The sequence below is a fragment of the Oxalicibacterium sp. genome, from assembly GCF_035565035.1.
Taxonomy (GTDB): domain Bacteria; phylum Pseudomonadota; class Gammaproteobacteria; order Burkholderiales; family Burkholderiaceae_D; genus Oxalicibacterium.
In genome coordinates, this window is record NZ_DATMTD010000109.1 from 1 (window position 1) to 20,051 (window position 20,051).

Annotated in this window: 22 protein-coding genes; 6 read left to right on the forward strand and 16 right to left on the reverse strand. The window is 55.1% G+C overall.

The window, feature by feature from the left end; all coding sequences use genetic code 11:
- Positions 1 to 590, reverse strand: a 590-nt coding sequence (locus VN114_RS11485; protein WP_325515028.1) for a cation:proton antiporter, incomplete at its 3' end; no start/stop codon positions are given.
- Positions 591 to 763: 173 nt separating this feature from the next.
- On the opposite strand from VN114_RS11485, the gene VN114_RS11490 reads away from it, so the two are divergent.
- The 3 genes from VN114_RS11490 (at position 764) to VN114_RS11500 (ending at position 2,950) form a co-directional block, all read left to right on the forward strand.
- The gene (locus VN114_RS11490; protein WP_325514977.1) at positions 764 to 1,327 is read left to right on the forward strand and encodes a TetR/AcrR family transcriptional regulator; all 564 of its coding nucleotides are present in this window, start codon (positions 764 to 766) and stop codon (positions 1,325 to 1,327) included.
- A 93-nt stretch (positions 1,328 to 1,420) separates the two neighbouring features.
- Entirely contained in the window at positions 1,421 to 1,900 is a 480-nt protein-coding gene (locus tag VN114_RS11495; protein WP_325514978.1) for a nuclear transport factor 2 family protein, read from the forward strand.
- Between the two features lie 558 nt (positions 1,901 to 2,458).
- Positions 2,459 to 2,950 (forward strand): hypothetical protein, encoded by a 492-nt coding sequence (locus VN114_RS11500; protein WP_325514980.1) that lies wholly within the window; start codon positions 2,459 to 2,461, stop codon positions 2,948 to 2,950.
- A 270-nt stretch (positions 2,951 to 3,220) separates the two neighbouring features.
- Here the strand turns inward: VN114_RS11500 and guaA are convergent, their stop codons facing one another.
- From guaA to guaB, 3 genes are read right to left on the reverse strand one after another with little or no spacing between them, the layout of a single operon-like run.
- Positions 3,221 to 4,840, reverse strand: coding sequence for a glutamine-hydrolyzing GMP synthase (guaA, locus tag VN114_RS11505; RefSeq protein WP_325514981.1), 1,620 nt, complete (start codon positions 4,838 to 4,840; stop codon positions 3,221 to 3,223).
- A gap of 37 nt (positions 4,841 to 4,877) precedes the next feature.
- The gene (locus VN114_RS11510) at positions 4,878 to 5,882 is read right to left on the reverse strand and encodes a sensor domain-containing diguanylate cyclase (RefSeq protein WP_325514983.1); all 1,005 of its coding nucleotides are present in this window, start codon (positions 5,880 to 5,882) and stop codon (positions 4,878 to 4,880) included.
- Between the two features lie 34 nt (positions 5,883 to 5,916).
- Positions 5,917 to 7,377 carry an IMP dehydrogenase gene (gene guaB, locus VN114_RS11515; RefSeq protein ID WP_325514985.1) on the reverse strand — a complete coding sequence of 487 codons (1,461 nt, stop codon included), beginning with the start codon at positions 7,375 to 7,377 and terminating at the stop codon, positions 5,917 to 5,919.
- 158 nt (positions 7,378 to 7,535) lie between these two features.
- Here guaB and VN114_RS11520 point away from each other — a divergent pair, with 158 nt between their 5' ends.
- Positions 7,536 to 8,042 carry a DUF4124 domain-containing protein gene (locus VN114_RS11520; RefSeq protein WP_325514987.1) on the forward strand — a complete coding sequence of 169 codons (507 nt, stop codon included), beginning with the start codon at positions 7,536 to 7,538 and terminating at the stop codon, positions 8,040 to 8,042.
- 97 nt (positions 8,043 to 8,139) lie between these two features.
- On the opposite strand, the gene VN114_RS11525 is transcribed toward VN114_RS11520, so the two are convergent.
- Entirely contained in the window at positions 8,140 to 8,433 is a 294-nt protein-coding gene (locus VN114_RS11525; protein ID WP_414694220.1) for an RnfH family protein, read from the reverse strand.
- Between the two features lie 13 nt (positions 8,434 to 8,446).
- Positions 8,447 to 8,878 (reverse strand): type II toxin-antitoxin system RatA family toxin, encoded by a 432-nt coding sequence (locus VN114_RS11530; RefSeq protein WP_325514991.1) that lies wholly within the window; start codon positions 8,876 to 8,878, stop codon positions 8,447 to 8,449.
- A gap of 63 nt (positions 8,879 to 8,941) precedes the next feature.
- Between VN114_RS11530 and smpB the strand changes: the two genes are divergently transcribed.
- Complete coding sequence (gene smpB / locus VN114_RS11535) at positions 8,942 to 9,391, forward strand: SsrA-binding protein SmpB (protein ID WP_325514993.1); 450 nt, start codon at positions 8,942 to 8,944, stop codon at positions 9,389 to 9,391.
- A 68-nt stretch (positions 9,392 to 9,459) separates the two neighbouring features.
- On the opposite strand, the gene VN114_RS11540 is transcribed toward smpB, so the two are convergent.
- The 3 genes from VN114_RS11540 to ppsA all read right to left on the reverse strand — a co-directional run bounded on the left by VN114_RS11540 (position 9,460) and on the right by ppsA (position 13,501).
- On the reverse strand, positions 9,460 to 10,392 hold the full coding sequence (locus VN114_RS11540) for a stomatin-like protein (protein WP_325514995.1): 933 nt from the start codon (positions 10,390 to 10,392) through the stop codon (positions 9,460 to 9,462).
- 10 nt (positions 10,393 to 10,402) lie between these two features.
- On the reverse strand, positions 10,403 to 10,909 hold the full coding sequence (locus tag VN114_RS11545; RefSeq protein WP_325514996.1) for an NfeD family protein: 507 nt from the start codon (positions 10,907 to 10,909) through the stop codon (positions 10,403 to 10,405).
- A gap of 135 nt (positions 10,910 to 11,044) precedes the next feature.
- The gene (ppsA, locus tag VN114_RS11550) at positions 11,045 to 13,501 is read right to left on the reverse strand and encodes a phosphoenolpyruvate synthase (RefSeq protein WP_325514998.1); all 2,457 of its coding nucleotides are present in this window, start codon (positions 13,499 to 13,501) and stop codon (positions 11,045 to 11,047) included.
- Positions 13,502 to 13,665: 164 nt separating this feature from the next.
- Here ppsA and ppsR point away from each other — a divergent pair, with 164 nt between their 5' ends.
- Positions 13,666 to 14,523, forward strand: coding sequence for a posphoenolpyruvate synthetase regulatory kinase/phosphorylase PpsR (gene ppsR, locus VN114_RS11555; RefSeq protein ID WP_325514999.1), 858 nt, complete (start codon positions 13,666 to 13,668; stop codon positions 14,521 to 14,523).
- A 20-nt stretch (positions 14,524 to 14,543) separates the two neighbouring features.
- Here ppsR and VN114_RS11560 read toward each other — a convergent pair whose 3' ends face one another.
- Genes VN114_RS11560 through VN114_RS11590 form a run of 7 tightly spaced genes read right to left on the reverse strand, consistent with a single transcriptional unit; the run spans position 14,544 to position 20,048 of the window.
- Entirely contained in the window at positions 14,544 to 15,332 is a 789-nt protein-coding gene (locus VN114_RS11560) for an RNA methyltransferase (protein ID WP_325515001.1), read from the reverse strand.
- A complete protein-coding gene (gene rnhB / locus VN114_RS11565) occupies positions 15,329 to 15,964 on the reverse strand; it encodes a ribonuclease HII (protein WP_325515003.1) in 636 nt (211 codons plus the stop codon). Before rnhB ends, VN114_RS11560 begins: the two co-directional genes overlap by 4 nt.
- A gap of 29 nt (positions 15,965 to 15,993) precedes the next feature.
- Entirely contained in the window at positions 15,994 to 17,133 is a 1,140-nt protein-coding gene (gene lpxB / locus VN114_RS11570) for a lipid-A-disaccharide synthase (protein ID WP_414694221.1), read from the reverse strand.
- 25 nt (positions 17,134 to 17,158) lie between these two features.
- Complete coding sequence (lpxA, locus tag VN114_RS11575) at positions 17,159 to 17,947, reverse strand: acyl-ACP--UDP-N-acetylglucosamine O-acyltransferase (RefSeq protein ID WP_325515007.1); 789 nt, start codon at positions 17,945 to 17,947, stop codon at positions 17,159 to 17,161.
- On the reverse strand, positions 17,947 to 18,417 hold the full coding sequence (gene fabZ, locus VN114_RS11580; RefSeq protein ID WP_325515030.1) for a 3-hydroxyacyl-ACP dehydratase FabZ: 471 nt from the start codon (positions 18,415 to 18,417) through the stop codon (positions 17,947 to 17,949). The genes lpxA and fabZ overlap by 1 nt, the downstream gene beginning before the upstream one ends.
- Positions 18,418 to 18,443: 26 nt before the next feature.
- The gene (lpxD, locus tag VN114_RS11585) at positions 18,444 to 19,496 is read right to left on the reverse strand and encodes a UDP-3-O-(3-hydroxymyristoyl)glucosamine N-acyltransferase (protein WP_325515009.1); all 1,053 of its coding nucleotides are present in this window, start codon (positions 19,494 to 19,496) and stop codon (positions 18,444 to 18,446) included.
- A gap of 15 nt (positions 19,497 to 19,511) precedes the next feature.
- Positions 19,512 to 20,048, reverse strand: coding sequence for an OmpH family outer membrane protein (locus VN114_RS11590; protein ID WP_325515011.1), 537 nt, complete (start codon positions 20,046 to 20,048; stop codon positions 19,512 to 19,514).
- Positions 20,049 to 20,051 lie beyond the last annotated feature (3 nt).

Sequence of the window (20,051 nt, forward strand, 5' to 3'; positions counted from 1 at the left end):
ACGCCAACACCCACCATCAAACCGCCCCCGGCCGCCAGCAAAAAGGCCAGCGAAGCATCAAACAACGAAAACGTTCCTGTAATTACCGCCGCCACCGCAAACCGGAAGCACACCAGTCCCGAGGCATCGTTCAGTAGCGACTCGCCTTCCAGGATATGCATCAATCGTGAAGGTATCGGGCTTTGCGACGCGATGGCAGATACCGCAACCGGATCGGTCGGCGAAAGGATTGCTGCCAGAGCAAAAGCTGCGGCCAGTGGCACAGACGGAATCATCCAGTGGATGAAATATCCCATCCCCACGACGGTGAACAACACGAGCCCGATCGCCAGCGTGGTTATGGGCCGCACATCGCGAAAAAACGCGCTTTTGGGAATACGCCAGCCGTCCAGAAACAGCAATGGCGGAATGAAAAAAAGGAAAAAGAATTCCGGATCGAGCGGCACGCTCATGCCCAGCCCGTACGACAAAACTGCGCCAACCGCAATCTGCACCAAAGGCAGCGGCATCCTGATCGGCAACATGCGCACGACGAAACCGGCCGCAACAACGGCGAGAAGGAGAGTCAGGATGATCGTAACGGAATGCATTCGTGTGGGTGTCCGGAAAAAAGCTTGTCGATTATCTCGCAATGGCTGCCAATCTGCCGCCTGCCGAAGCACTTCCTCACTGAAGAGGACAGAAAACGCCAAATTTCCCGCATAAAACGCGTCCTTGAAAATAATTCTTGACGATTGTAGAACGATCGTTCTACCATGCATTCATGGAAGACCAGACGCTTACGGAAACGAAGAAAAAACTGCTCGATGCAACAGAGCGACTGATTTATGCCGGCGGCATTTGCGCGACCGGCATGGATCTCATCGTCAAGTCCTCGGGGGTTGCACGAAAAACAATCTATCGTTATTTCCGCACGAAAGACGAACTTGTCGCTGAAGCATTGCGCAAACGCGACGAACGCTGGATGAACTGGTTCATGACCGAATGCGAAAAAGGCGGCACGCCTGTCGATAAATTGCTGGGGACGTTCGATGCACTGGAACAATGGTTTTTTTCGTCGGATTTTCGCGGTTGTGCCTTCATCAATGCCGCTGGCGAAATCGGCGACGCAAATGATCCGATTCGCGCGGTCGCAAAGGAACACAAGGTCAAGTTGCGCAACTATCTGCTGCACCTGACGAAGGAATACGGTGCCGACGATCCTGAAGCACTCGCGTCGGAGTTCCTGATCCTGATCGACGGCGCCATTACAGTGGCGCTGGTCATGAACGACAAGGAAGCTGCACGCAAGGCGCAACACCTCGCCCGCAAATTGCTGAAATCCTGAATCGGCCGGATCGATTTATTGCTGCTTTATTCGTTACTTGTTTCGCCCACTCGATTTACTGCTGTCTCATTTGTCCCATTTACAGGAGTTCTTATGTCTGCCAATCCGAATATTCGTCCACCACTTCCCCCATTCACCCGCGAAACCGCAATTCAAAAGGTACGTGGCGCTGAAGATGGCTGGAACAGCCGTGATCCCGCGAAAGTCGCACTCGCCTATACCCTCGATACCAAATGGCGCAATCGTGCCGAGTTCGTCACCAGCCGCGCCGAAGCGCAAGCTTTTCTCGAACGCAAATGGGCAAAGGAACTGGACTATCGCCTGATCAAGGAATTGTGGGCATTTACCGATAACCGCATTGCCGTTCGCTACGCCTACGAATGGCATGACGATTCCGGCAACTGGTTCCGTTCCTACGGCAATGAAAACTGGGAGTTCGGCGAAGACGGCTTGATGAAAGCGCGTCACGCGTGCATCAACGACATGCCGATCAAGGAATCGGAGCGCAAATTCCATTGGCCTCTGGGACGCCGCCCAGACGATCATCCGGGCTTGTCCGATCTCGGACTTTGATATTAAAACGCCACTGAGAAACATTCCTTTCTCAGTGGCGTTTTTGACGACTCGATTCAAAGGACGCGAAATAAAAAAGCCGGGTTAAATCCGGCTTTCTACATACCCATCACAAAGTCGTCTAAACCCGCATGGTTAACGGAATAGCCGTAATCAACATAGGCGCTTACCGTCGCCTTTATCGTCAGCACCGGACCTTTCGCTGGCGCGGAAGATGAGGCAATTTGCGCGACGTCCGTCCGCTCTGAAAACCCTATAGTCAATCGTTCAACACGATGCCAACGAACGGCGGCACATGCGCAGTGCGTGCCGCTTTCATCGCCGCGGCCCGGCTAACGTATTCATTCGGTGGACTCACTAAGTTAATGAACTCAACAGTCTTCGCCAAAGTACAGACTGACTGGAAAAGTCGCGCCGCAGTTGCGCATAAGCGTTCTTCATTTTATCTGGCGCTGTAACCTTTCCAGGCGTCATATCGTATAGAAAGGTACAGGCGATATGCGCCTGACAATCTCAAGTGCATCCGCATACGCGCTTGCTCAGACTTGGAGAAAAACAATGACAACCCCGACGACGACTCCAAATTCTACGGACAAAACATTCCTCCCGAATTCCCGCATCCTTGAAGTATTCGTTTGGGCTGCAGCAATCTATATCGCCTATGTCTTCATTCCTGCTGATATCGGAAAATTCGGCGCAAAGCCCTTTCCTGTGCATCTTTTTACAATTCTGACGGACTGGCTTTCCCTATCAGGCCATGAGGCACAATTTCGCCTATTCACAGCATCATGTGAAGTGATCGCGACCGTACTTATCTTATTGCCGTGGACAAGAATATATGGTGCCCTGTTGACGCTAGCCATCATGTCCGGCGCAATTTTTTTCCACGTTTGCAGTCCCTTGGGTCTCGATCCGGCACATGATGGCGGACATTTATTTACCAAAGCTTGCGTGGTTTGGATTCTTTCTGTCTTCGTGATTTGGGTGCGTCGGCGAGAATTTCGAATTCTATTGTCAAGAATTCGAGGCGTGCCTTCCTATGCTGCCTGAAAGGGCAAGTTCAACTGTCGACCACGGATTTATTCGCACGGATGCTGGGAAGGGAGAGTTCTTGCTCAATACCGCGTGTGAGACTCTTGACTAAAAATGGCTTATGGAGCCGAGGCAAATCACATTACGTTGCTGCTACACGCTTTCGGCTGATGTTACCCGCCTTGCTTAAATCCGCCATCGCAGGATATGAACGCTGTCGTAACGTATCTTATAAATTAATACGTTACGACTTCTTGTCGATAGTGATAGTCCACGAAAGACCTTACATCACTCCCATTCGATCGTCGCCGGCGGTTTACCCGAAATGTCGTACACCACACGATTGATACCGCGTACCTCATTGATGATGCGGTTCGATACTTTCCCGAGCAAATCGTGCGGCAAATGGGCCCAGTGTGCCGTCATGAAATCCTGCGTCTGCACGGCGCGCAATGCGACAACGTACTCGTAGGTACGGCCGTCACCCATCACGCCGACTGACTTGACCGGCAGGAAAACCGCAAACGCCTGGCTGGTCGCTTCATACCAGTTCTTGTGAAAGTGACTGTCGCCACCGCCCGCGGCCAACTCCGTCGCCAGCGGCAAAGCAGTATTGCGCAGTTCTTCGATAAAGATCGCATCGGCACGGCGCAGCAAATCCGCGAATTCCTTTTTGACTTCGCCGAGAATGCGGACGCCCAAACCCGGCCCCGGGAATGGATGGCGATACACCATGTCGTGCGGCAGGCCGAGCGCGACACCGAGTTCGCGGACTTCGTCCTTGAACAGTTCGCGCAGCGGCTCCAGCAATTGCAGATTCAATGTTTCCGGCAAGCCCCCAACGTTGTGATGACTCTTGATCGTGTGCGTGCCCTTCTTGCCCTTGCCCGCGCTTTCGATCACGTCCGGATAGATCGTGCCTTGCGCCAGCCATTTTGCATTTTTCAGCTTGGCCGATTCTGCCTGGAAGACTTCGACAAACTCACGGCCGATGATCTTGCGCTTGGCTTCCGGATCCGTCACGCCCGCCAGATGTCCCATGAACTGTTCGGTCGCATCGACATGAATCACCTTCACGCCGAGATTCTTGCCGAACATGTCCATCACCATCTTGCCTTCGTCGAGGCGCAACAGGCCATGATCGACGAACACACACGTCAGTTGATCGCCGATCGCACGATGGATCAGCGCCGCGGCGACGCTGCTGTCAACGCCGCCGGACAGGCCGAGGATCACCTCATCCTTGCCGACTTGTTGACGAATCTTTTCCACTGCTTCGCTGATGTAATCCGGCATGTTCCAGTCGGATTTGCAGCCGCAGATTTCATGCACGAAACGACCGAGGATCGCCTTCCCCTGCAACGTGTGCGTCACTTCAGGATGGAACTGGAAAGCGTACATCTTGCGCTCTTCGTCCGCCATGCCGGCGACCGGACAGTTGGGCGTCGATGCCATCAACTTGAAACCTGGCGGCATTTCATTGACCTTGTCGCCGTGGCTCATCCACACTTTCAACATGCCAAAGCCTTCCGGCGTAGTGAAATCGCTGATGTCCTTCAGCAATGCGGTATGGCCATGCGCGCGCACTTCGGCGTAACCGAATTCACGCACCTTGCCGTTCTCCACCTTGCCGCCCAATTGCTCCGCCATTGCCTGCATGCCGTAACAGATACCCAGCACCGGCACACCCAGTTCAAACACCGCTTGCGGCACACGCGGCGTATCGCCTTCGATCACCGAGCTCGGACCGCCGGACAGAATCACACCGGCAGCGCCATAGTTGCGCACAAACTCGTCGCTGACGTCATACGGAAACACTTCCGAAAACACACCGGCATCGCGCACGCGGCGCGCAATCAGTTGGGTGACTTGCGAACCGAAATCGAGAATAAGAATCTTTGAATGCATGGGAGATAATAAAAACAGGTAATCGAAACTTCATTCATCAAGGCCGAGCCTGCATTACGCAATTGCGCCCTGCATCCTTGGCCGCGTATAACGCGCGATCGGCATTGCCGATCAATTCATCCATGCTTGCGGCGATAAACAGTTCGGTAGAAGCCACGCCCGAGCTGATCGTTACACTGACCGTTGCCTCGCCTATCGACTCGGCTTCCGCTGCAACCGCAGCCCGCATGCGTTCAGCGATGGCAACCGCTTCTTCCTGGGTGGCATCCGGCAGGACCGCGAGAAATTCTTCTCCCCCATAACGTCCAACCGAATCCTGTCGACGTATGCACGAACGCAAACGACTCGCCACCTTGACCAGCACCGCGTCGCCGGCAGGATGCCCGTATGTATCGTTGATTCGCTTGAAAAAATCGAGATCCACCACGATCACCGACAATGGCACACCGAGTTTGTCGCAACGTATTGCCTCGATTGCCAGGATGCGCATGATGGCACCGCGATTCCAGGTACCGATCAGCGGATCGATCAGCGACTTGCGGCGCAGCGTCTTGTTCTTTTTTTCCAGATCAAGCTGGATGGCATTCAGCGAACGTACGTGCAATTCGCGTTTTGCCATGCCGACCAAATCTGCCATGAGGCGCGCGTCAATTTCGTTGAACGCTCGTGCCCGATAATCGATCAGATGAATATTGCCGACAACGACATCGCGCTCGTCATGAATCGGACTTGCTGCATAAAAACGAACATGCGGCTCGCCCGTCACCATCGGATGAGCGGCGAGCACCGGATCGACGCTGGCATCGGCAACGACAAGCAATGCCGTCACTTCAGGAACGCTCCGGCAGAATGCGGAAGCTAGCGCCTGTCGTCCTTCATGAAAACCGGGCGACACATCGTCAAATGTCACCACGCAGTGCGCCACATTGAGCAACCGCTCGCCGACGCGCTGAATCCGTTGCAATTGCTGATCCGATGCCAGCGCCTCTGCATCAACCGTATTGGCTGCATGGTTCGACATGCTGTTCGGTTGGGTTGTCATGGATGGTCCGGAAAATCCCCGATTCCGTCAGTGATTACTCGGCACGATAATTTGGCGCTTCCTTCGTGATCTGCACATCATGCACATGCGACTCGCGCATGCCTGCAGAAGTGATCTCGACGAATTCCGCTTTTTCCTTGAATTCATCGATCGTCGCGCATCCGCAATAACCCATCGATGAACGTACGCCGCCGACCAGCTGATACAGAATTGCGATGGCGCTGCCCTTGTACGGCACGCGACCTTCGATGCCTTCCGGCACGAACTTGTCGACGTTGTTGGCCGCATCCTGGAAATAACGATCGGCCGAACCATCCGCCATCGCACCCAGACTGCCCATGCCGCGATACGATTTATAGCTGCGGCCCTGGAACAGGATTACTTCGCCCGGTGCTTCTTCGGTACCGGCGAACATGCTGCCCATCATCACACTCGAGGCGCCAGCTGCCAGTGCCTTGGCGATATCGCCGGAAAAACGAATGCCGCCGTCCGCGATGCACGGTACGCCCGTGCCTTTCAGGCCTTCGGCTACGTTCGAGATTGCAAATACCTGCGGCACGCCGACGCCGGCAACGATACGCGTGGTGCAGATCGACCCCGGGCCGATACCGACCTTGACGCCGTCCGCGCCGTGATCGACCAACGCCTTGGCCGCTGCTGCCGTGGCAATATTGCCGCCAATGACGTCGACGCCCGGATAGTTATCCTTGACCCAGCGCACGCGATCCAGCACACCCTTCGAGTGGCCGTGTGCGGTATCGACCACGATGACGTCGACACCAGCCTTGACCAACAGATCGACGCGTTCGTCATTATCAGCACCGACACCGACGGCTGCACCAACGCGCAGTTTGCCCTGGCTGTCCTTGCACGCCATCGGGTGCTCGGTCGACTTCTGGATATCCTTGACGGTGATCAACCCACGCAGTTCGAAGTCTTCGCCGACAACCAGCACGCGCTCCAGGCGATGCTTGTTCATCAGGCGTTTGGCCTCGGACAGATCCGCACCATCGGGCACGTAAACGAGTTTGTCGCGCGGCGTCATCTTGGCACTGACCTGTGCTTCCAGATCCTCTTCAAAACGCAAATCGCGATTCGTGATGATGCCGACGACCTTCTTGCCTTCGACGACCGGGAACCCGCTGATACCGTGCTGCTGCGACAACGCAATCACGTCACGGATCTTGGTATTCGGAGGGATCGTGATCGGGTCACGTACGACGCCGGATTCGAAACGCTTGACCTTGGCGACTTCACGCGCCTGTTCGCGCGCGGTCAGATTCTTGTGGATGATGCCGATACCGCCTTCTTGCGCCATCGTGATGGCCAGACGCGATTCCGTCACCGTATCCATCGCCGCCGACAGCAGCGGAATATTCAGCGTGATATTGCGCGACAGGCGCGTGGCAAGCGAAGTATCTTTAGGGAGAATATCGGAGTAAGCCGGGACCAGCAGCACGTCATCGAACGTGAGTGCCTTTTGAAGTAGACGCATAGTGTTTTTCCTATTGGCGCAAAAGCGAATTATACAGAAATCCGATTGACGCGTCCCGCCGTTCCTGCAAATAACGAGCGCAAATCGCCCGCATCCATTGACTTCCGCCCGGAAGCATGGCGAAATCGCAGCACCCTGCCGATTTTTCAAGGATTTCCATGCGCTCAACCGGTTTGAAACGCTTCGCTTTCACCCTCGTCCTGTCCGGCTTCTGCAGTGCCGCGCTGGCCCAATACGTCTGGCTGGACGAAAAAGGTGTCAAGCAGTACTCGGACATGCCGCCACCGGCGTCCGTACCGAACAGCCGCATGCTGAAATCACCGGGCGCCATGCCTCAAACCGCCCCTGCTGCGGCAACAGATTCGGACGAAAAAAGTGCGGATACTGCGACGTCCAAGGCACCGCCAACGCTGGCGGACAAGAACGCCGATTTCCAGAAGCGTCGCGCGGAACAGGCAGAAAAGGACAAACTGGCTGCAGACAAGGCCAAGCAGGATGCCAGCAAGAAAAAGAATTGTGAACAAGTCAGCAACTACCAACGTGCTCTGCAATCCGGCCAGCGCATCACGCGTTTGTCACCTACCGGCGAACGGATTTTCCTGACAGATGAGGAACGTGCGGCGACCGTGCGGGAAAATCAGCGCACCCTGTCCGATTGCAAATAAGGGAACCTGGGATCGGCGGGCCGGATAGCGACCGGCTCGATAAGAAAGGCATTCGGAAAGCCTGAACAGGATGAACGCTTGAATCAAATCAAGGAGTTCAGGCTGTCTTTTTCTGTTCGGCTGCATCCTTGTGCGCACGCCTGCGACGCGAATCCTTTGGATCGGCAATCAATGGTCGGTAGATTTCAACCCGGTCACGTTCTCGCAATACCGTATCCAGCGTTTTCAGCTTGCCGAAAATACCGACGCGCCAGACGCTGATGTCGATTTCCGGCGCCTGCCGCACCAGATCGCTATCCTGGATTGCCTGTTGTATCGTCGTGCCTGCAGCCACCGACTGCGTCAGCAGGAACTGCCGATCCGCTCTGGCATAGCAGATCTGGATCGTCATGGTGGATGGCGCGTCAGCCATAAACCTGTTCTGCCCGCTTGCTGAACGAATCGACAAAGCTGGTCGCGATCATGTTGAAGACCGGTCCGATCACGCCTTCGATCAGCTTGTTCGAAAATTCGTACTGCAGATCGAAATCGATCTTGCACGCATCTTCGCGCAGCGGTTTGAAATTCCACGTGCCGTGCAGATGCTTGAACGGTCCTTCCAGCAATTCCATCGTCATTGAATGCGGGCGATTGTTGGTATTTTTCGTCGTGAAGCTCTGGCGTACGCCATGAAAATTGATCTTCAGCGTGGCGATCAGGCTGTTTTCTCCCCGTTCCCTGACATCCACCCCGCCGCACCACGGCAGAAACTGCGGATAGTCTTCGACCCGATCAACCAGCGTGAACATTTGTTCAGCGCTGTACCCCAGCAAAACTGATTTGTGTACGACCGCCATTGACTATGAACCGTTTGATAAAATCACAGAGTTGCCATTTTAACCGACCAGTTGCCGAAACTCATGAGCATTGTTGATAACAGAAAAGCATTCCATGACTACTTCATCGAGGAACGCTTTGAAGCCGGCATTGTTCTGGAAGGCTGGGAAGTCAAATCGATACGCGCCGGACACGTGCAATTGAAGGAAGCCTATGTCATCGCGCGTAACGGCGAAGTCTTCCTGTTCGGCTCCCACATCAGCCCGCTATCGACGGCATCCACGCATATCACTCCCGATCCCGTACGCACACGCAAGCTGTTGCTGAAGGGGGAGGAAATCAAGAAACTGAAGGCCAAGGTGGATCGTTCCGGTTACACGATGGTGCCGCTCAATCTGCATTTTCAACGCGGCCGCGTCAAATGCGAAATCGGCTTGGCAAAAGGCAAGAAACAGCATGACAAGCGCGATACCGAAAAGCAGCGCGATACGCAGCGCGAAATCCAGGCCGCGATGAAACAGAACCGCCGATAAAAAAACGGCGCAATCTGCGCCGTTTTTTCTATATTGCAATCGGTCAAAACCGGTCGCCAATCACCACATTAAAGTTTCGGCGGTGTGCCGCTTTGCGATTTCACAACCTGCAGCGCAGTCGCAATCAATCCGCTCATGTCGCCCATATTGGCTGGAATGATGATCGAATTATTGGTCTTCGCCAGCTTGCCGAATGCCTCTACGTATTGCTCCGCCACTTTCAGATTCACGGCGCCCTCGCCGCCTGGCTCACGAATCGCCGCGCCGGTCTTGCGAATCGCTTCTGCAGTTGCTTCGGCAATCGACAGAATGGCAGAGGCTTCGCCTTGTGCGCGATTGATCGCCGCCTGTTTTTCGCCTTCCGAGCGCGCAATCGATGCTTCGCGTTCGCCGGTTGCGATGTTGATCTGTTCCTGCTTGCGACCTTCCGACGCGGCGATCAATGCGCGCTTTTCGCGTTCTGCAGTGATCTGGGATTGCATAGCGTGCAGAATTTCCTTCGGCGGCGTCAGATCCTTGATCTCGTAACGCAACACTTTCACGCCCCAGTTCGTCGCCGACTCGTCGATCGCATTGACCACACTGTGGTTGATGAGATCGCGTTCTTCGAACGTCTTGTCCAGTTCCATGCGGCCGATGACCGAACGCAAGGTCGTCTGCGCAAGCTGCGAAATCGCTGAAATGTAATTCGACGAGCCATAAGAAGCACGCATCGCATCGGTTACCTGAAAGTAGAGAATGCCGTCTACTTCCAGTTGCGTATTGTCCTTGGTGATGCAGACCTGCATCGGCACGTCGAGCGGAATTTCCTTCAATGAATGCTTGTATGCGATGCGATCGATGAACGGCAGAACGATCTGCAGCCCCGGTCCCAGCGTCGCATGGTACTTGCCAAGACGTTCGACGACCCATGCGTGCTGTTGCGGCACGACGTTGATCGTCTTGACGACAAAGACAACGACGACGAACAGCAGGAAAAAAATGATTGATGTATCGAACATGCCAACTCCCTTATTGTGGCCGCCCGGCCGGATTGCCGGGTTCGCGTCTGGCGACGCCGGTATTGATCAGAACCAATCGATTGCCCTGTACTTCCTGGATCATGAACAGTCCGGGAACGGCCGTACCACCCGCCGCCAGTTCCGCATCCCACAAGGCCCCGCGATACATGACGCGTGCTGTCGCCGTCGTGGTCGTCCCCGCAGCCATTCCATCGCCCGGCTGCAAACGCCATTCGCCGACTTCCAGCGCTTGTCCGATATCGAGGTTGACGTTCGGATCGCGTGCTGCATCGATATGCTCGGTACGGCCCAGCTTGCTGCGACGCAGGGCATATGTCCCCGCGGCCGCGACAATCGCCGCGATCACGCATTGCATCGTACCGTTCATGTCCGACAAAGCTGCAACGCCACCTGCGGCGACGCCAATGGCGATCATCAGCAGATAGAAAGTACCCGTCGCCATCTCCAATATGACCAGTACGCAAACCACCGCAAACCATATCATCCAGTCTGCCATTCGTTTTTCCTTTCGGTTGAAAACAAAAACCCCCGTCGTCCTGTAGGGCAGCGAGGGTTGAAAAAACACATCGACATCATCCAGGCCATCCGGTTGGCGTCGGTACAGTCTAGTCCAAAACGATGACAGAAAGAATTAATTTTCCTTTTCCGTATTACCTTTCAGGTGCTTGGCCAGATTCATCCAGGTCTCGATCACCGAATCCGGGTTAAGGGACAGCGAGCCGATACCCTCCTGCATCAGCCACGCGGCAAAATCCGGATGGTCGGATGGTCCCTGTCCGCAGATGCCAACATATTTTCCCTGCTTGCGGCAGGCTGCGATCGCACGTGAAAACATCGCCATGACCGCTGGATCGCGCTCGTCGAAGTCGGCCGCCAGAATTTCCATGCCTGAATCGCGATCGAGTCCCAGCGTCAATTGCGTCAGATCGTTCGAGCCGATCGAGAACCCGTCGAAATATTCCAGGAATTCCTCTGCCAGAATTGCATTGGAGGGCACTTCGCACATCATGATGACGCGCAGGCCGTTCTCGCCACGCTTCAGGCCGTTCTTCGCCAGCAAGCCGATCACCTTTTCTGCCTGACCCAGAGTGCGGACAAAGGGCACCATGATCTCGACATTGGTCAGACCCATGTCGTCGCGTACGCGCTTCATCGCGCGACATTCCATTTCGAACGACTCGGCAAAATCCGGTGCCAGATAGCGAGCGACACCGCGAAAGCCCAGCATCGGATTTTCTTCATCCGGTTCGTAACGCGAGCCGCCGATCAGCTTCTTGTATTCGTTTGATTTGAAATCGGACAACCGCACGATCACCGGTTTCGGCCAGAATGCGGCACCAATGGTCGCGATGCCTTCAGCCAGCTTGTCGATGTAAAACGCTTTCGGCGATGCATGACCACGCGCGACCGATTCAACTGCTTTCTTCAGATCGGAAGCAATGTTCGGATATTCCAGAATCGCTTTCGGGTGCACGCCAATATTGTTGTTGATGATGAACTCCAGACGCGCGAGTCCGACACCATGATTCGGGATTGACTGGAAGTCGAACGCCAGTTGCGGGTTACCGACGTTCATCGTGATTTTCAACGGCAGTTCGGGCAGATCGCCACGCATGGTTTCGGTCACTTCGGTTTTCAGCAACCCGTCGTAAATCTTGCCCTCGTCGCCTTCAGCACAGGAAACGGTTACCAGCGTTCCATCCTTCAACACGTCCGTCGCATCACCGCATCCGACCACTGCCGGCACACCCAGCTCGCGCGCGATGATTGCTGCATGACAGGTACGGCCACCGCGATTGGTGACGATGGCGGAAGCGCGCTTCATCACCGGCTCCCAGTTCGGATCGGTCATGTCGGCCACCAGCACATCGCCTGGTTGCACACGCTCCATCTCGCTTGCATCACGGATCACGCGCACCGGACCTGCACCGATCTTCTGGCCAATCGCGCGACCGACGGTCAACACCGGTCCGTCGCCTTTCAACTTGAAGCGCTGCTGAACATCTGTTGTCTTTTGCTGCGACTTCACTGTCTCGGGCCGTGCCTGCAGAATGTACAGCTTGCCGTCGAGACCATCCTTGCCCCACTCGATATCCATCGGACGGCCGTAATGTTTTTCGATGATGACGGCGTACTTTGCGAGTTCGATGATCTCGGCGTCGTCAAGCGAATAACGACTGCGCAATTCAAGCGGCACATCGACGGTTCGTACCGAATGTCCGGCTTTCGTTTCGTCGGTGAATTCCATCTTGATCAGTTTGGAACCGATGTTGCGACGAATGATCGGCAGCCTGCCACGTTCCAGCATCGGTTTGTGCACATAGAACTCATCGGGATTGACAGCGCCCTGCACCACCGTTTCGCCCAGGCCGTAACTGGAGGTGATGAACACGACATCGGTAAAGCCGGATTCGGTATCCAGCGTGAAAATCACACCGGCGGCACCCCGGTCGGAACGGACCATACGCTGGATGCCGGCCGACAAGGCAACCTCGGCATGCAGGTAACCCTTGTGCACGCGGTAGGAAATGGCACGGTCGTTGTAGAGCGATGCAAAGACATGCTTGATCGCCTCCAGCACATTGTCGATACCGACGACATTCAGGAAGGTTTCCTGCTGACCGGCGAACGATGCGTCGGGCAAATCTTCCGCCGTGGCGGAGGAACGCACGGCAAAGGATGTTTCGCCGGAAGAACCAGCAACCAGTTGCTGATAATGCTGCGCAATTTCCTGTTGCAGCCTCTGCTGAAAAGGCGTTTCTATGATCCACTGGCGAATCTCTGTTCCTGCCTGCGCCAGTGCGCGCACATCATCGATATCCAGGCCAATAAGCCGATCGGCAATGCGTTGCGCCAGCGGAGGTCTGCCATTTTCGGCATGCGAAAGAAAATCCCGAAATGCCTGCGCCGTCGTCGCAAAGCCGTCCGGCACCCGCACACCGGCTGCGCCGAGTTGGCTGATCATTTCGCCTAGCGAAGCATTTTTTCCGCCTACCGATTCAACATCGGTCATGCGCAACTGCCCAAAGGCAATCGCATAATTTCCGGCGGCCTTGTCCAGCTTGTTCAACGTACCTGCATTCGACATAACAACCTCTTTGATGAAGAGAAATCTGCGAGCCTCCCCGGCAGCATTTTTGTTATTCTTCAACAGCGACGATCTGAGGGTAATCGCCAACATTTTATCGAATCCATCCCGATACGGAACACGACAAACCGATTTATTAACTTACGCGATACTTACATCGAGCCATGCCCAACATCATCGATCGATCTGTCCTATCACCTGTCTCGCGGATGCGTACCGCGTTTTTCGTTTCGGACGGAACCGGCATTACCGCAGAGACATTTGCGCATTCGCTGCTGACGCAATTCGATACACATTTCAGACAGGTTCGCCTGCCATTCGTCGACTCTGTCGACAAGGCGCATCTGGCACTGCGCAAAATCGATGAAACATTCATTCTGGATGGCCAGCGGCCCATTGTTTTCTCGACGCTGGTCAAGACAGAACTGTCCGATATCGTACGTGCGTCGCATGGACTCTACATGGACCTGATCCAGACCTTTATCGAGCCGCTTGAACAGGAACTGGGAATGAAATCGATGCACACCATCGGCCGCAGCCATACCAGCGCTGATTCAGCCGAATACAAGAATCGCATCGAAGCGATCAATTTTTCGCTTGCCCATGATGACGGTCAATCGAATAGAAACCTGGAGGAAGCCGATGTGATCCTGATCGGCGTATCACGCTCCGGCAAAACCCCGACCAGTCTCTTTCTCGCAATGCAATATGGCATCAAGGCTGCAAACTATCCGTTGATTCCGGACGACTTCGAACGGGAGAAATTACCGGGCAGCTTGCTGCCGCACAAGGAAAAATTGTTTGGGCTGTCGATTGCGGCAGATCGTCTTGCGGAAATTCGCAACGAACGTCTGCCGGGAAGCAAGTATGCCATGCTGGAAAACTGTCGTTACGAGATCAACGAAGCAGAAAAGATCATGCGCCGCGAAGGCATACGGTGGATGTCGTCAACGACGAAGTCGATCGAGGAAATTGCGGCAACGATTCTGCAGGAAATCAAATCAGAGCAGCGCCCCGATTAAGCAGCGTTAAACCGACGGTGTTAACCTTTTACCTGCTGTCTGACCTGTTCAAAAAAACATACAGCCGAACTGGCTGCGACATTAAGCGACTCGATCGCCCCCAGATGCGGGATTGTCACGCGATACGTCGCCTGTGCCAGCAAATCGTCTGCCACGCCCTGACCTTCATGGCCGAACAGCCAGGCAACCGGACGTTTCAAATCGAGATCGTATAACTGCTGCTCCGCATGCGAACTGGTCGCGATGACGGGAATATCCGCATTCCGCAACAAGCCTGACAGATCGACATGCTCGAATATCTGCAGCAGAAAATGCGCGCCCATGCCGGCACGCAGGACTTTCGGCGACCACGCGAACGTTGTTCCAGCACTGCAGAATATCTGTTGCACACCTGCCGCTGCCGCACTACGCACAATGGAGCCGAAATTGCCCGGGTCTTGCACCCTGTCGAGCAACACGGCGGATTGCGTCAGACGAACCGGTTGCTGCGGCTTCGGCGTGTCGATCATGAAGAGTATGTCGATGCCGTTTTCCACCTGGCTCAGGGCATGAAAAAGTGCATCCGGCAACATGATCGTCTGTACGGTCTTGTCATCGCACTGCCGAAGAATCTGTATGACTTCACTGTTTTTCAGCGCCGTTTCACCCACGATGCATAACAACGGCTTGCCGATTTGCTGCAGATAGGATTCGCAAAGATGGACGCCGTCCAACAAGGTGCGACCTTCCTTGCGGCGCGCCTGCGAACTGCTGGCGAGCAGTTTCAGTTCCTTGTAGAACGGATTGTCGCGTGATGAAATCGTCTTCATGCGAGCCGTCCTTCAAGGGAAACCGTCACGTCCATCAACGCACGTACCGGCGCGTACGATTTACGGTGCACCGGCGAAATGCCGTGCAGACGCAAACGTTCCAGATGCAATTCGGTCGGGTACCCCTTGTGCTGATCAAACGCGTAATGAGGATACTGAACATGCAATTGATACAGAGCCTGATCACGCGCTGTTTTTGCCAGAATGGAGGCAGCAGAAATGGCGGCCACCTTGTCGTCCCCCTTGATGATCGCTTCGGAACGCACCATCATTACCGGGCAGCGGTTACCGTCGATCAGCGCCAGTGTCGGCAACGTCGATAACCCTTCGACCGCACGTCGCATCGCCTGCATCGTTGCCTGCAGAATGTTCAGTTCATCGATTTCCTGTTCCGAACATTGTGCGATCGACCATGCAATCGCATGTGCCTTGATTTCGACAGCGAGTTCATCGCGACGCGCTTCCGTCAGTTTTTTTGAATCGCGCAAACCGGAAATCGGCCGTGCCGGATCGAGAATGACCGCGGCGGCGAAAACCGGTCCCGCCAACGGGCCACGACCAGCCTCGTCCACGCCGCACACAATGTCGTCAGCGTAATCGAACAGCGAAAGAGTTGAATCGTTTTTTTTCACGGCGATGAACTTGGGTTCGGACTATCCGCTCAGGCGGAATGTATTGGTCGGCCGATCAGATCCAGCACTGCCTGCGCGCTTTCGGCCGCAGTATCGCGCAGCAACGTATGGTGCATTTCGGTAAAGCGGCGGCGCAAACGATCACGCAGCGCAGCGTCCTCCAGTTGCGGCCACAACGCATCTGCCAGCGCCTGCGGCGTCGCGGCGTCCTGCAGCAGCTCCGGCACCAGAAAATCACGCGCAAGAATATTCGGCAAACCGATCCATGGCTGGTATGCCATATGGCGTAACACGTGCCATGATGCGCGCATCATCTTGTATGCGATCACCATCGGTTTTTTGTACAGTGCGACTTCCAGTGATGCCGTGCCCGACGCAACTATAACGGCATCTGCCGCTGCCAATGCGCGATGCGATTGCCCGTCGATCACATGAACCGGCACATCCTGCAATCCCGCCTGGCGAATCAGTTCATCGAAATAACGACGCTGTACCTCTCCTGCCATTGGCGCAACAAACTGCAGCGATGAATCGCGTTGCAGCAGTATTTTTGCCGCCGCGACGAATGCCACCGCGTTGTATTTCAATTCTGACATTCTGCTACCGGGAAGAATTGCCACAACTCGAGCATGTTCCGGCAACCCCAGTGCTGCGCGTGCAACTCCCTGATCTGGCTCCATAGGAATCACCTGCGCCAGCGGATGCCCGACATAAGTCGCAGGAATGCCTGCCTTGCGATAGATTTCTTCCTCAAAAGGAAAGACCACCAGCATGTGCGATACCGAACGTGCAATCTTCTTGATACGTCCGCCGCGCCAGGCCCAGATCGACGGCCCGATGAAATGCATGGTTGGGATGCCTGCGTCTTTTAGCTGGGCTTCGAGACCGAGATTGAAATCCGGCGCATCAACCCCGATGAAGACTACCGGCCTCTCTGCCAGAAGACGGTCACGCAACGCAATCTGGATTCCCTTGATCTCGCGATAATGTGCGAGCACTTCGAACAGGCCGCGTACCGACAGTTTTTCCATCGGAAAATCGCTGACAAATCCGTGCTGCATCATGTTGGGGCCGCCAATGCCATGCATGGTGGCATCCGGCAAGTGCGGGCGCAAACCGGACAACAGGCGTCCTGCAAGCAGATCGCCGGATGTCTCGCCGGCGACCATCGCGATCGCAGTCTGTCCTGTCAGGTCAGCGGATGATGCCACGAGGAGACGCTTCGATGAATTCGCGCAGCTGACGCAGATAGCCAGCCGCATCCGGCGACTTCTCTTCTTCTGCCTGCAACGCAGCCTTCGCTTCTTGCAACGGCAGTCCGGAACGATAAATTGTCCGATACGCACGCTTGATCGCCGCGATCTGACTGCTGCTGAAACCGCGCCGACGCAAACCTTCGCTGTTGATACCCGCCGGCACGGCACGATTGCCAGCGGCCGTCACGAATGGTGGAATATCCTGGCTGACCGCCGCAGTGAATGCAGTCATTGCATGCGCACCGATATGGCAGAACTGATGCACGGAAGTAAAACCACCGAGAAATACCCAGTCAGCGAGGTGCACGTGGCCTGCCAGCGTGGCATTGTTGGCGAGAATGATATTGCTGCCCAATTGACAATCGTGCGCGATATGCACATAGGCCATGATCCAGTTGTCATTGCCCAGACGCGTGACACCTGCATCCTGCGTGGTACCGAGATTGATCGTGACGAATTCGCGGATGGTATTGCGGTCGCCGATTTCCAGCCGCGTCGGCTCGCCTGCATACTTCTTGTCCTGGGGTGCGGCGCCGATCGAGGCAAACTGGAAGATGTGATTGTCGCTACCGATGCTGGTATGGCCTTCGACGACGACGTGCGGACCGATCTTCGTATTGGCACCGATGGTGACGTGCGGCCCGATAACCGAATACGCGCCTACTTCAACCGATTCTGCAAGCTGCGCGTTCGAATCGATAATGGCGGTCGGATGAATCGACGTCATTACTGCCCCGCTGGCTGGGCAGCGTCATTGATGGTGCGCATTGTGCACATCAGTTCGGCTTCCAGGGCGACCTGGCCATCGACTGAACCTACCGCCTTGTACTTCCAGATGCCGCGCGCATTACGCAGGATTTCCACATCCATTTTCAACTGATCGCCAGGTTCCACCGGCCGCTTGAAGCGTGCGCCGTCGATACCGATAAAGTAGACGACGCTATTGTCGTCCGGCTTCTGCCCCATCGTCAGGAAAGACAGCAAAGCCGCTGTCTGCGCCAATGCTTCAATCATCAGCACGCCTGGCATCACCGGCTTGTGCGGAAAATGGCCGTTGAAGAATTCTTCATTGGCCGTGACGTTCTTGATCGCGGTAATTGTTTTGCCCGACTCCCATGTCAACACACGATCGACCAGCAGCAATGGATAGCGATGCGGCAGGTATTCCTTGATCTGGTTGATATCGAGCGTTTTCATTTGCAGCGTCTTGTTTTCCTGATTAGTCATTCTTTGTCTTCGCCCAGCGATTTAATGTTTTTTTCCAGTTCGCGGATTTTCTCACGCATCGATGGCAAATTGCGCACGATGACGGCAGATTTTTCCCATTCCGCGTTTTTCGCCAGCGGATAGAAGCCTGTGTACTGCCCCGGTTCGTTTATCGAGCGCGATACCATGCTGCCCGACGAAATGTGGACGTTGTCGGCAATCGTCAGATGCCCCAGCACCATCGCGGCGCCGCCAAATGTGCAATGCTTGCCGATGATGGCGCTACCCGCAACGCCAACGCAACCCGCCATCGCGGTATGCGCACCGATCTGACAGTTGTGGCCGATCTGGATCTGGTTGTCGAGCTTGACGCCGTCCTCGATTACCGTATCGGCCAGCGCCCCACGGTCAATCGTCGTATTGGCACCGATTTCGACATCATCGCCAATAGTGACCGCGCCCGTTTGCGGAATCTTGATCCACTTGCCACTCTCGTTGGCAAAACCAAACCCATCCGCGCCGATCACTGCACCGGAATGAACGATGCCGCGTTCGCCGATTCTGCATCCATCAAGGAAGGTTACACGTGGGTGAAACCGTGTTTTCGCACCCACTCGTGCATTTCGTCCGATGACGCATCCTGCACCAATCACGCAATCTTCGCCAACCCACGCTCCTGCCTCGATTGCCGCATGCGGCCCGATCGACGCACTTGCCGATACCTGTGCCTCGGGGTCGACAAAAGCCGTACGGTGAATACCTGGTACGGGGACATGTGCATTCAGCAATGCGAAGTACTGTGCCGCTCTCGCAAAGTATGCATAAGGGTTGGCCGCGACAATGCGTGCGCCCGGATAAGCGGGACCCACGACCTCATCATCTGCCGCGGACAGGATAAGGGCTGCAGCACGTGTCTGCGCTGCCTGCGTTCTAAACTTGGGATTGGAAAGAAAAGTGATGTGCGATGCATCGGCATCGCTCAATGGCGCGATGCCGACAACCTGCTTGTCGGCATCGCCAATCAACCGGCCCCCCAAGCGTTCGACCAAATCGCCCAGTCGAGTGCTCATCGTTGCCTTTGTATTTTATTTACCGAGTGCCTTGAGCACCTTGTCGGTGATATCAATGCGTGGACTGACGTACGCAGCTTCCTGCAACACGATGTCGTATTTTTCCGCTTCCGCAATTTGCTTGATCACCTTGTTCGTGCGTTCGATTGCACTGGCAGTTTCTTCATTGCGACGTTGATTCAGATCTTCTTTGAATTCACGTTGTGTACGCTGGAATTCCTTGTCCATATCGGCAAGCTCACGCTGGCGTCTCGCACGCTCGGAATCCGACAAAACAGGCGCATCCTTGTCGAACTTGTCCGCCGCCGTTTTCAGGCGAGTCGCCATGTCTTGCAATTCCTTCTGGCGTTTCGAAAATTCCTGTTCGAGTTTGGCCTGAGCCGCCTTGTAAGGTGCCGCTTCGCGGAAAATACGTTCCGTACTGATGAAACCGATTTTTGCCGATTCCTGCGCTTGCGCAAAGGAAACAAAACCCAAGCCGGCGATCAACAGCGCCGCGCTCGCAGTTTTTACTGATGATTTGATTGAAGCCTTCAAGATAATTCTCCGCATTTC

Coding starts and splice junctions, on each gene's coding strand:
- guaB (WP_325514985.1), bottom strand. CDS start 7,377: ATGCGTCTACTTCAAAAGGCACTCACGTTCGATGACGTGCTGCTGGTC.
- smpB (WP_325514993.1), top strand. CDS start 8,942: ATGAGCATTGTTGATAACAGAAAAGCATTCCATGACTACTTCATCGAG.
- guaA (WP_325514981.1), bottom strand. CDS start 4,840: ATGCATTCAAAGATTCTTATTCTCGATTTCGGTTCGCAAGTCACCCAA.
- VN114_RS11590 (WP_325515011.1), bottom strand. CDS start 20,048: ATGCGGAGAATTATCTTGAAGGCTTCAATCAAATCATCAGTAAAAACT.
- VN114_RS11545 (WP_325514996.1), bottom strand. CDS start 10,909: ATGGCAGACTGGATGATATGGTTTGCGGTGGTTTGCGTACTGGTCATA.
- VN114_RS11520 (WP_325514987.1), top strand. CDS start 7,536: ATGCGCTCAACCGGTTTGAAACGCTTCGCTTTCACCCTCGTCCTGTCC.
- lpxB (WP_414694221.1), bottom strand. CDS start 17,133: ATGGTCGCCGGCGAGACATCCGGCGATCTGCTTGCAGGACGCCTGTTG.
- lpxD (WP_325515009.1), bottom strand. CDS start 19,496: ATGAGCACTCGACTGGGCGATTTGGTCGAACGCTTGGGGGGCCGGTTG.
- ppsA (WP_325514998.1), bottom strand. CDS start 13,501: ATGTCGAATGCAGGTACGTTGAACAAGCTGGACAAGGCCGCCGGAAAT.
- VN114_RS11510 (WP_325514983.1), bottom strand. CDS start 5,882: ATGACAACCCAACCGAACAGCATGTCGAACCATGCAGCCAATACGGTT.
- VN114_RS11560 (WP_325515001.1), bottom strand. CDS start 15,332: ATGAAGACGATTTCATCACGCGACAATCCGTTCTACAAGGAACTGAAA.
- VN114_RS11525 (WP_414694220.1), bottom strand. CDS start 8,433: ATGACGATCCAGATCTGCTATGCCAGAGCGGATCGGCAGTTCCTGCTG.
- VN114_RS11540 (WP_325514995.1), bottom strand. CDS start 10,392: ATGTTCGATACATCAATCATTTTTTTCCTGCTGTTCGTCGTCGTTGTC.
- fabZ (WP_325515030.1), bottom strand. CDS start 18,417: ATGAAAACGCTCGATATCAACCAGATCAAGGAATACCTGCCGCATCGC.
- VN114_RS11530 (WP_325514991.1), bottom strand. CDS start 8,878: ATGGCGGTCGTACACAAATCAGTTTTGCTGGGGTACAGCGCTGAACAA.
- VN114_RS11500 (WP_325514980.1), top strand. CDS start 2,459: ATGACAACCCCGACGACGACTCCAAATTCTACGGACAAAACATTCCTC.
- lpxA (WP_325515007.1), bottom strand. CDS start 17,947: ATGACGTCGATTCATCCGACCGCCATTATCGATTCGAACGCGCAGCTT.
- VN114_RS11495 (WP_325514978.1), top strand. CDS start 1,421: ATGTCTGCCAATCCGAATATTCGTCCACCACTTCCCCCATTCACCCGC.
- VN114_RS11490 (WP_325514977.1), top strand. CDS start 764: ATGGAAGACCAGACGCTTACGGAAACGAAGAAAAAACTGCTCGATGCA.
- ppsR (WP_325514999.1), top strand. CDS start 13,666: ATGCCCAACATCATCGATCGATCTGTCCTATCACCTGTCTCGCGGATG.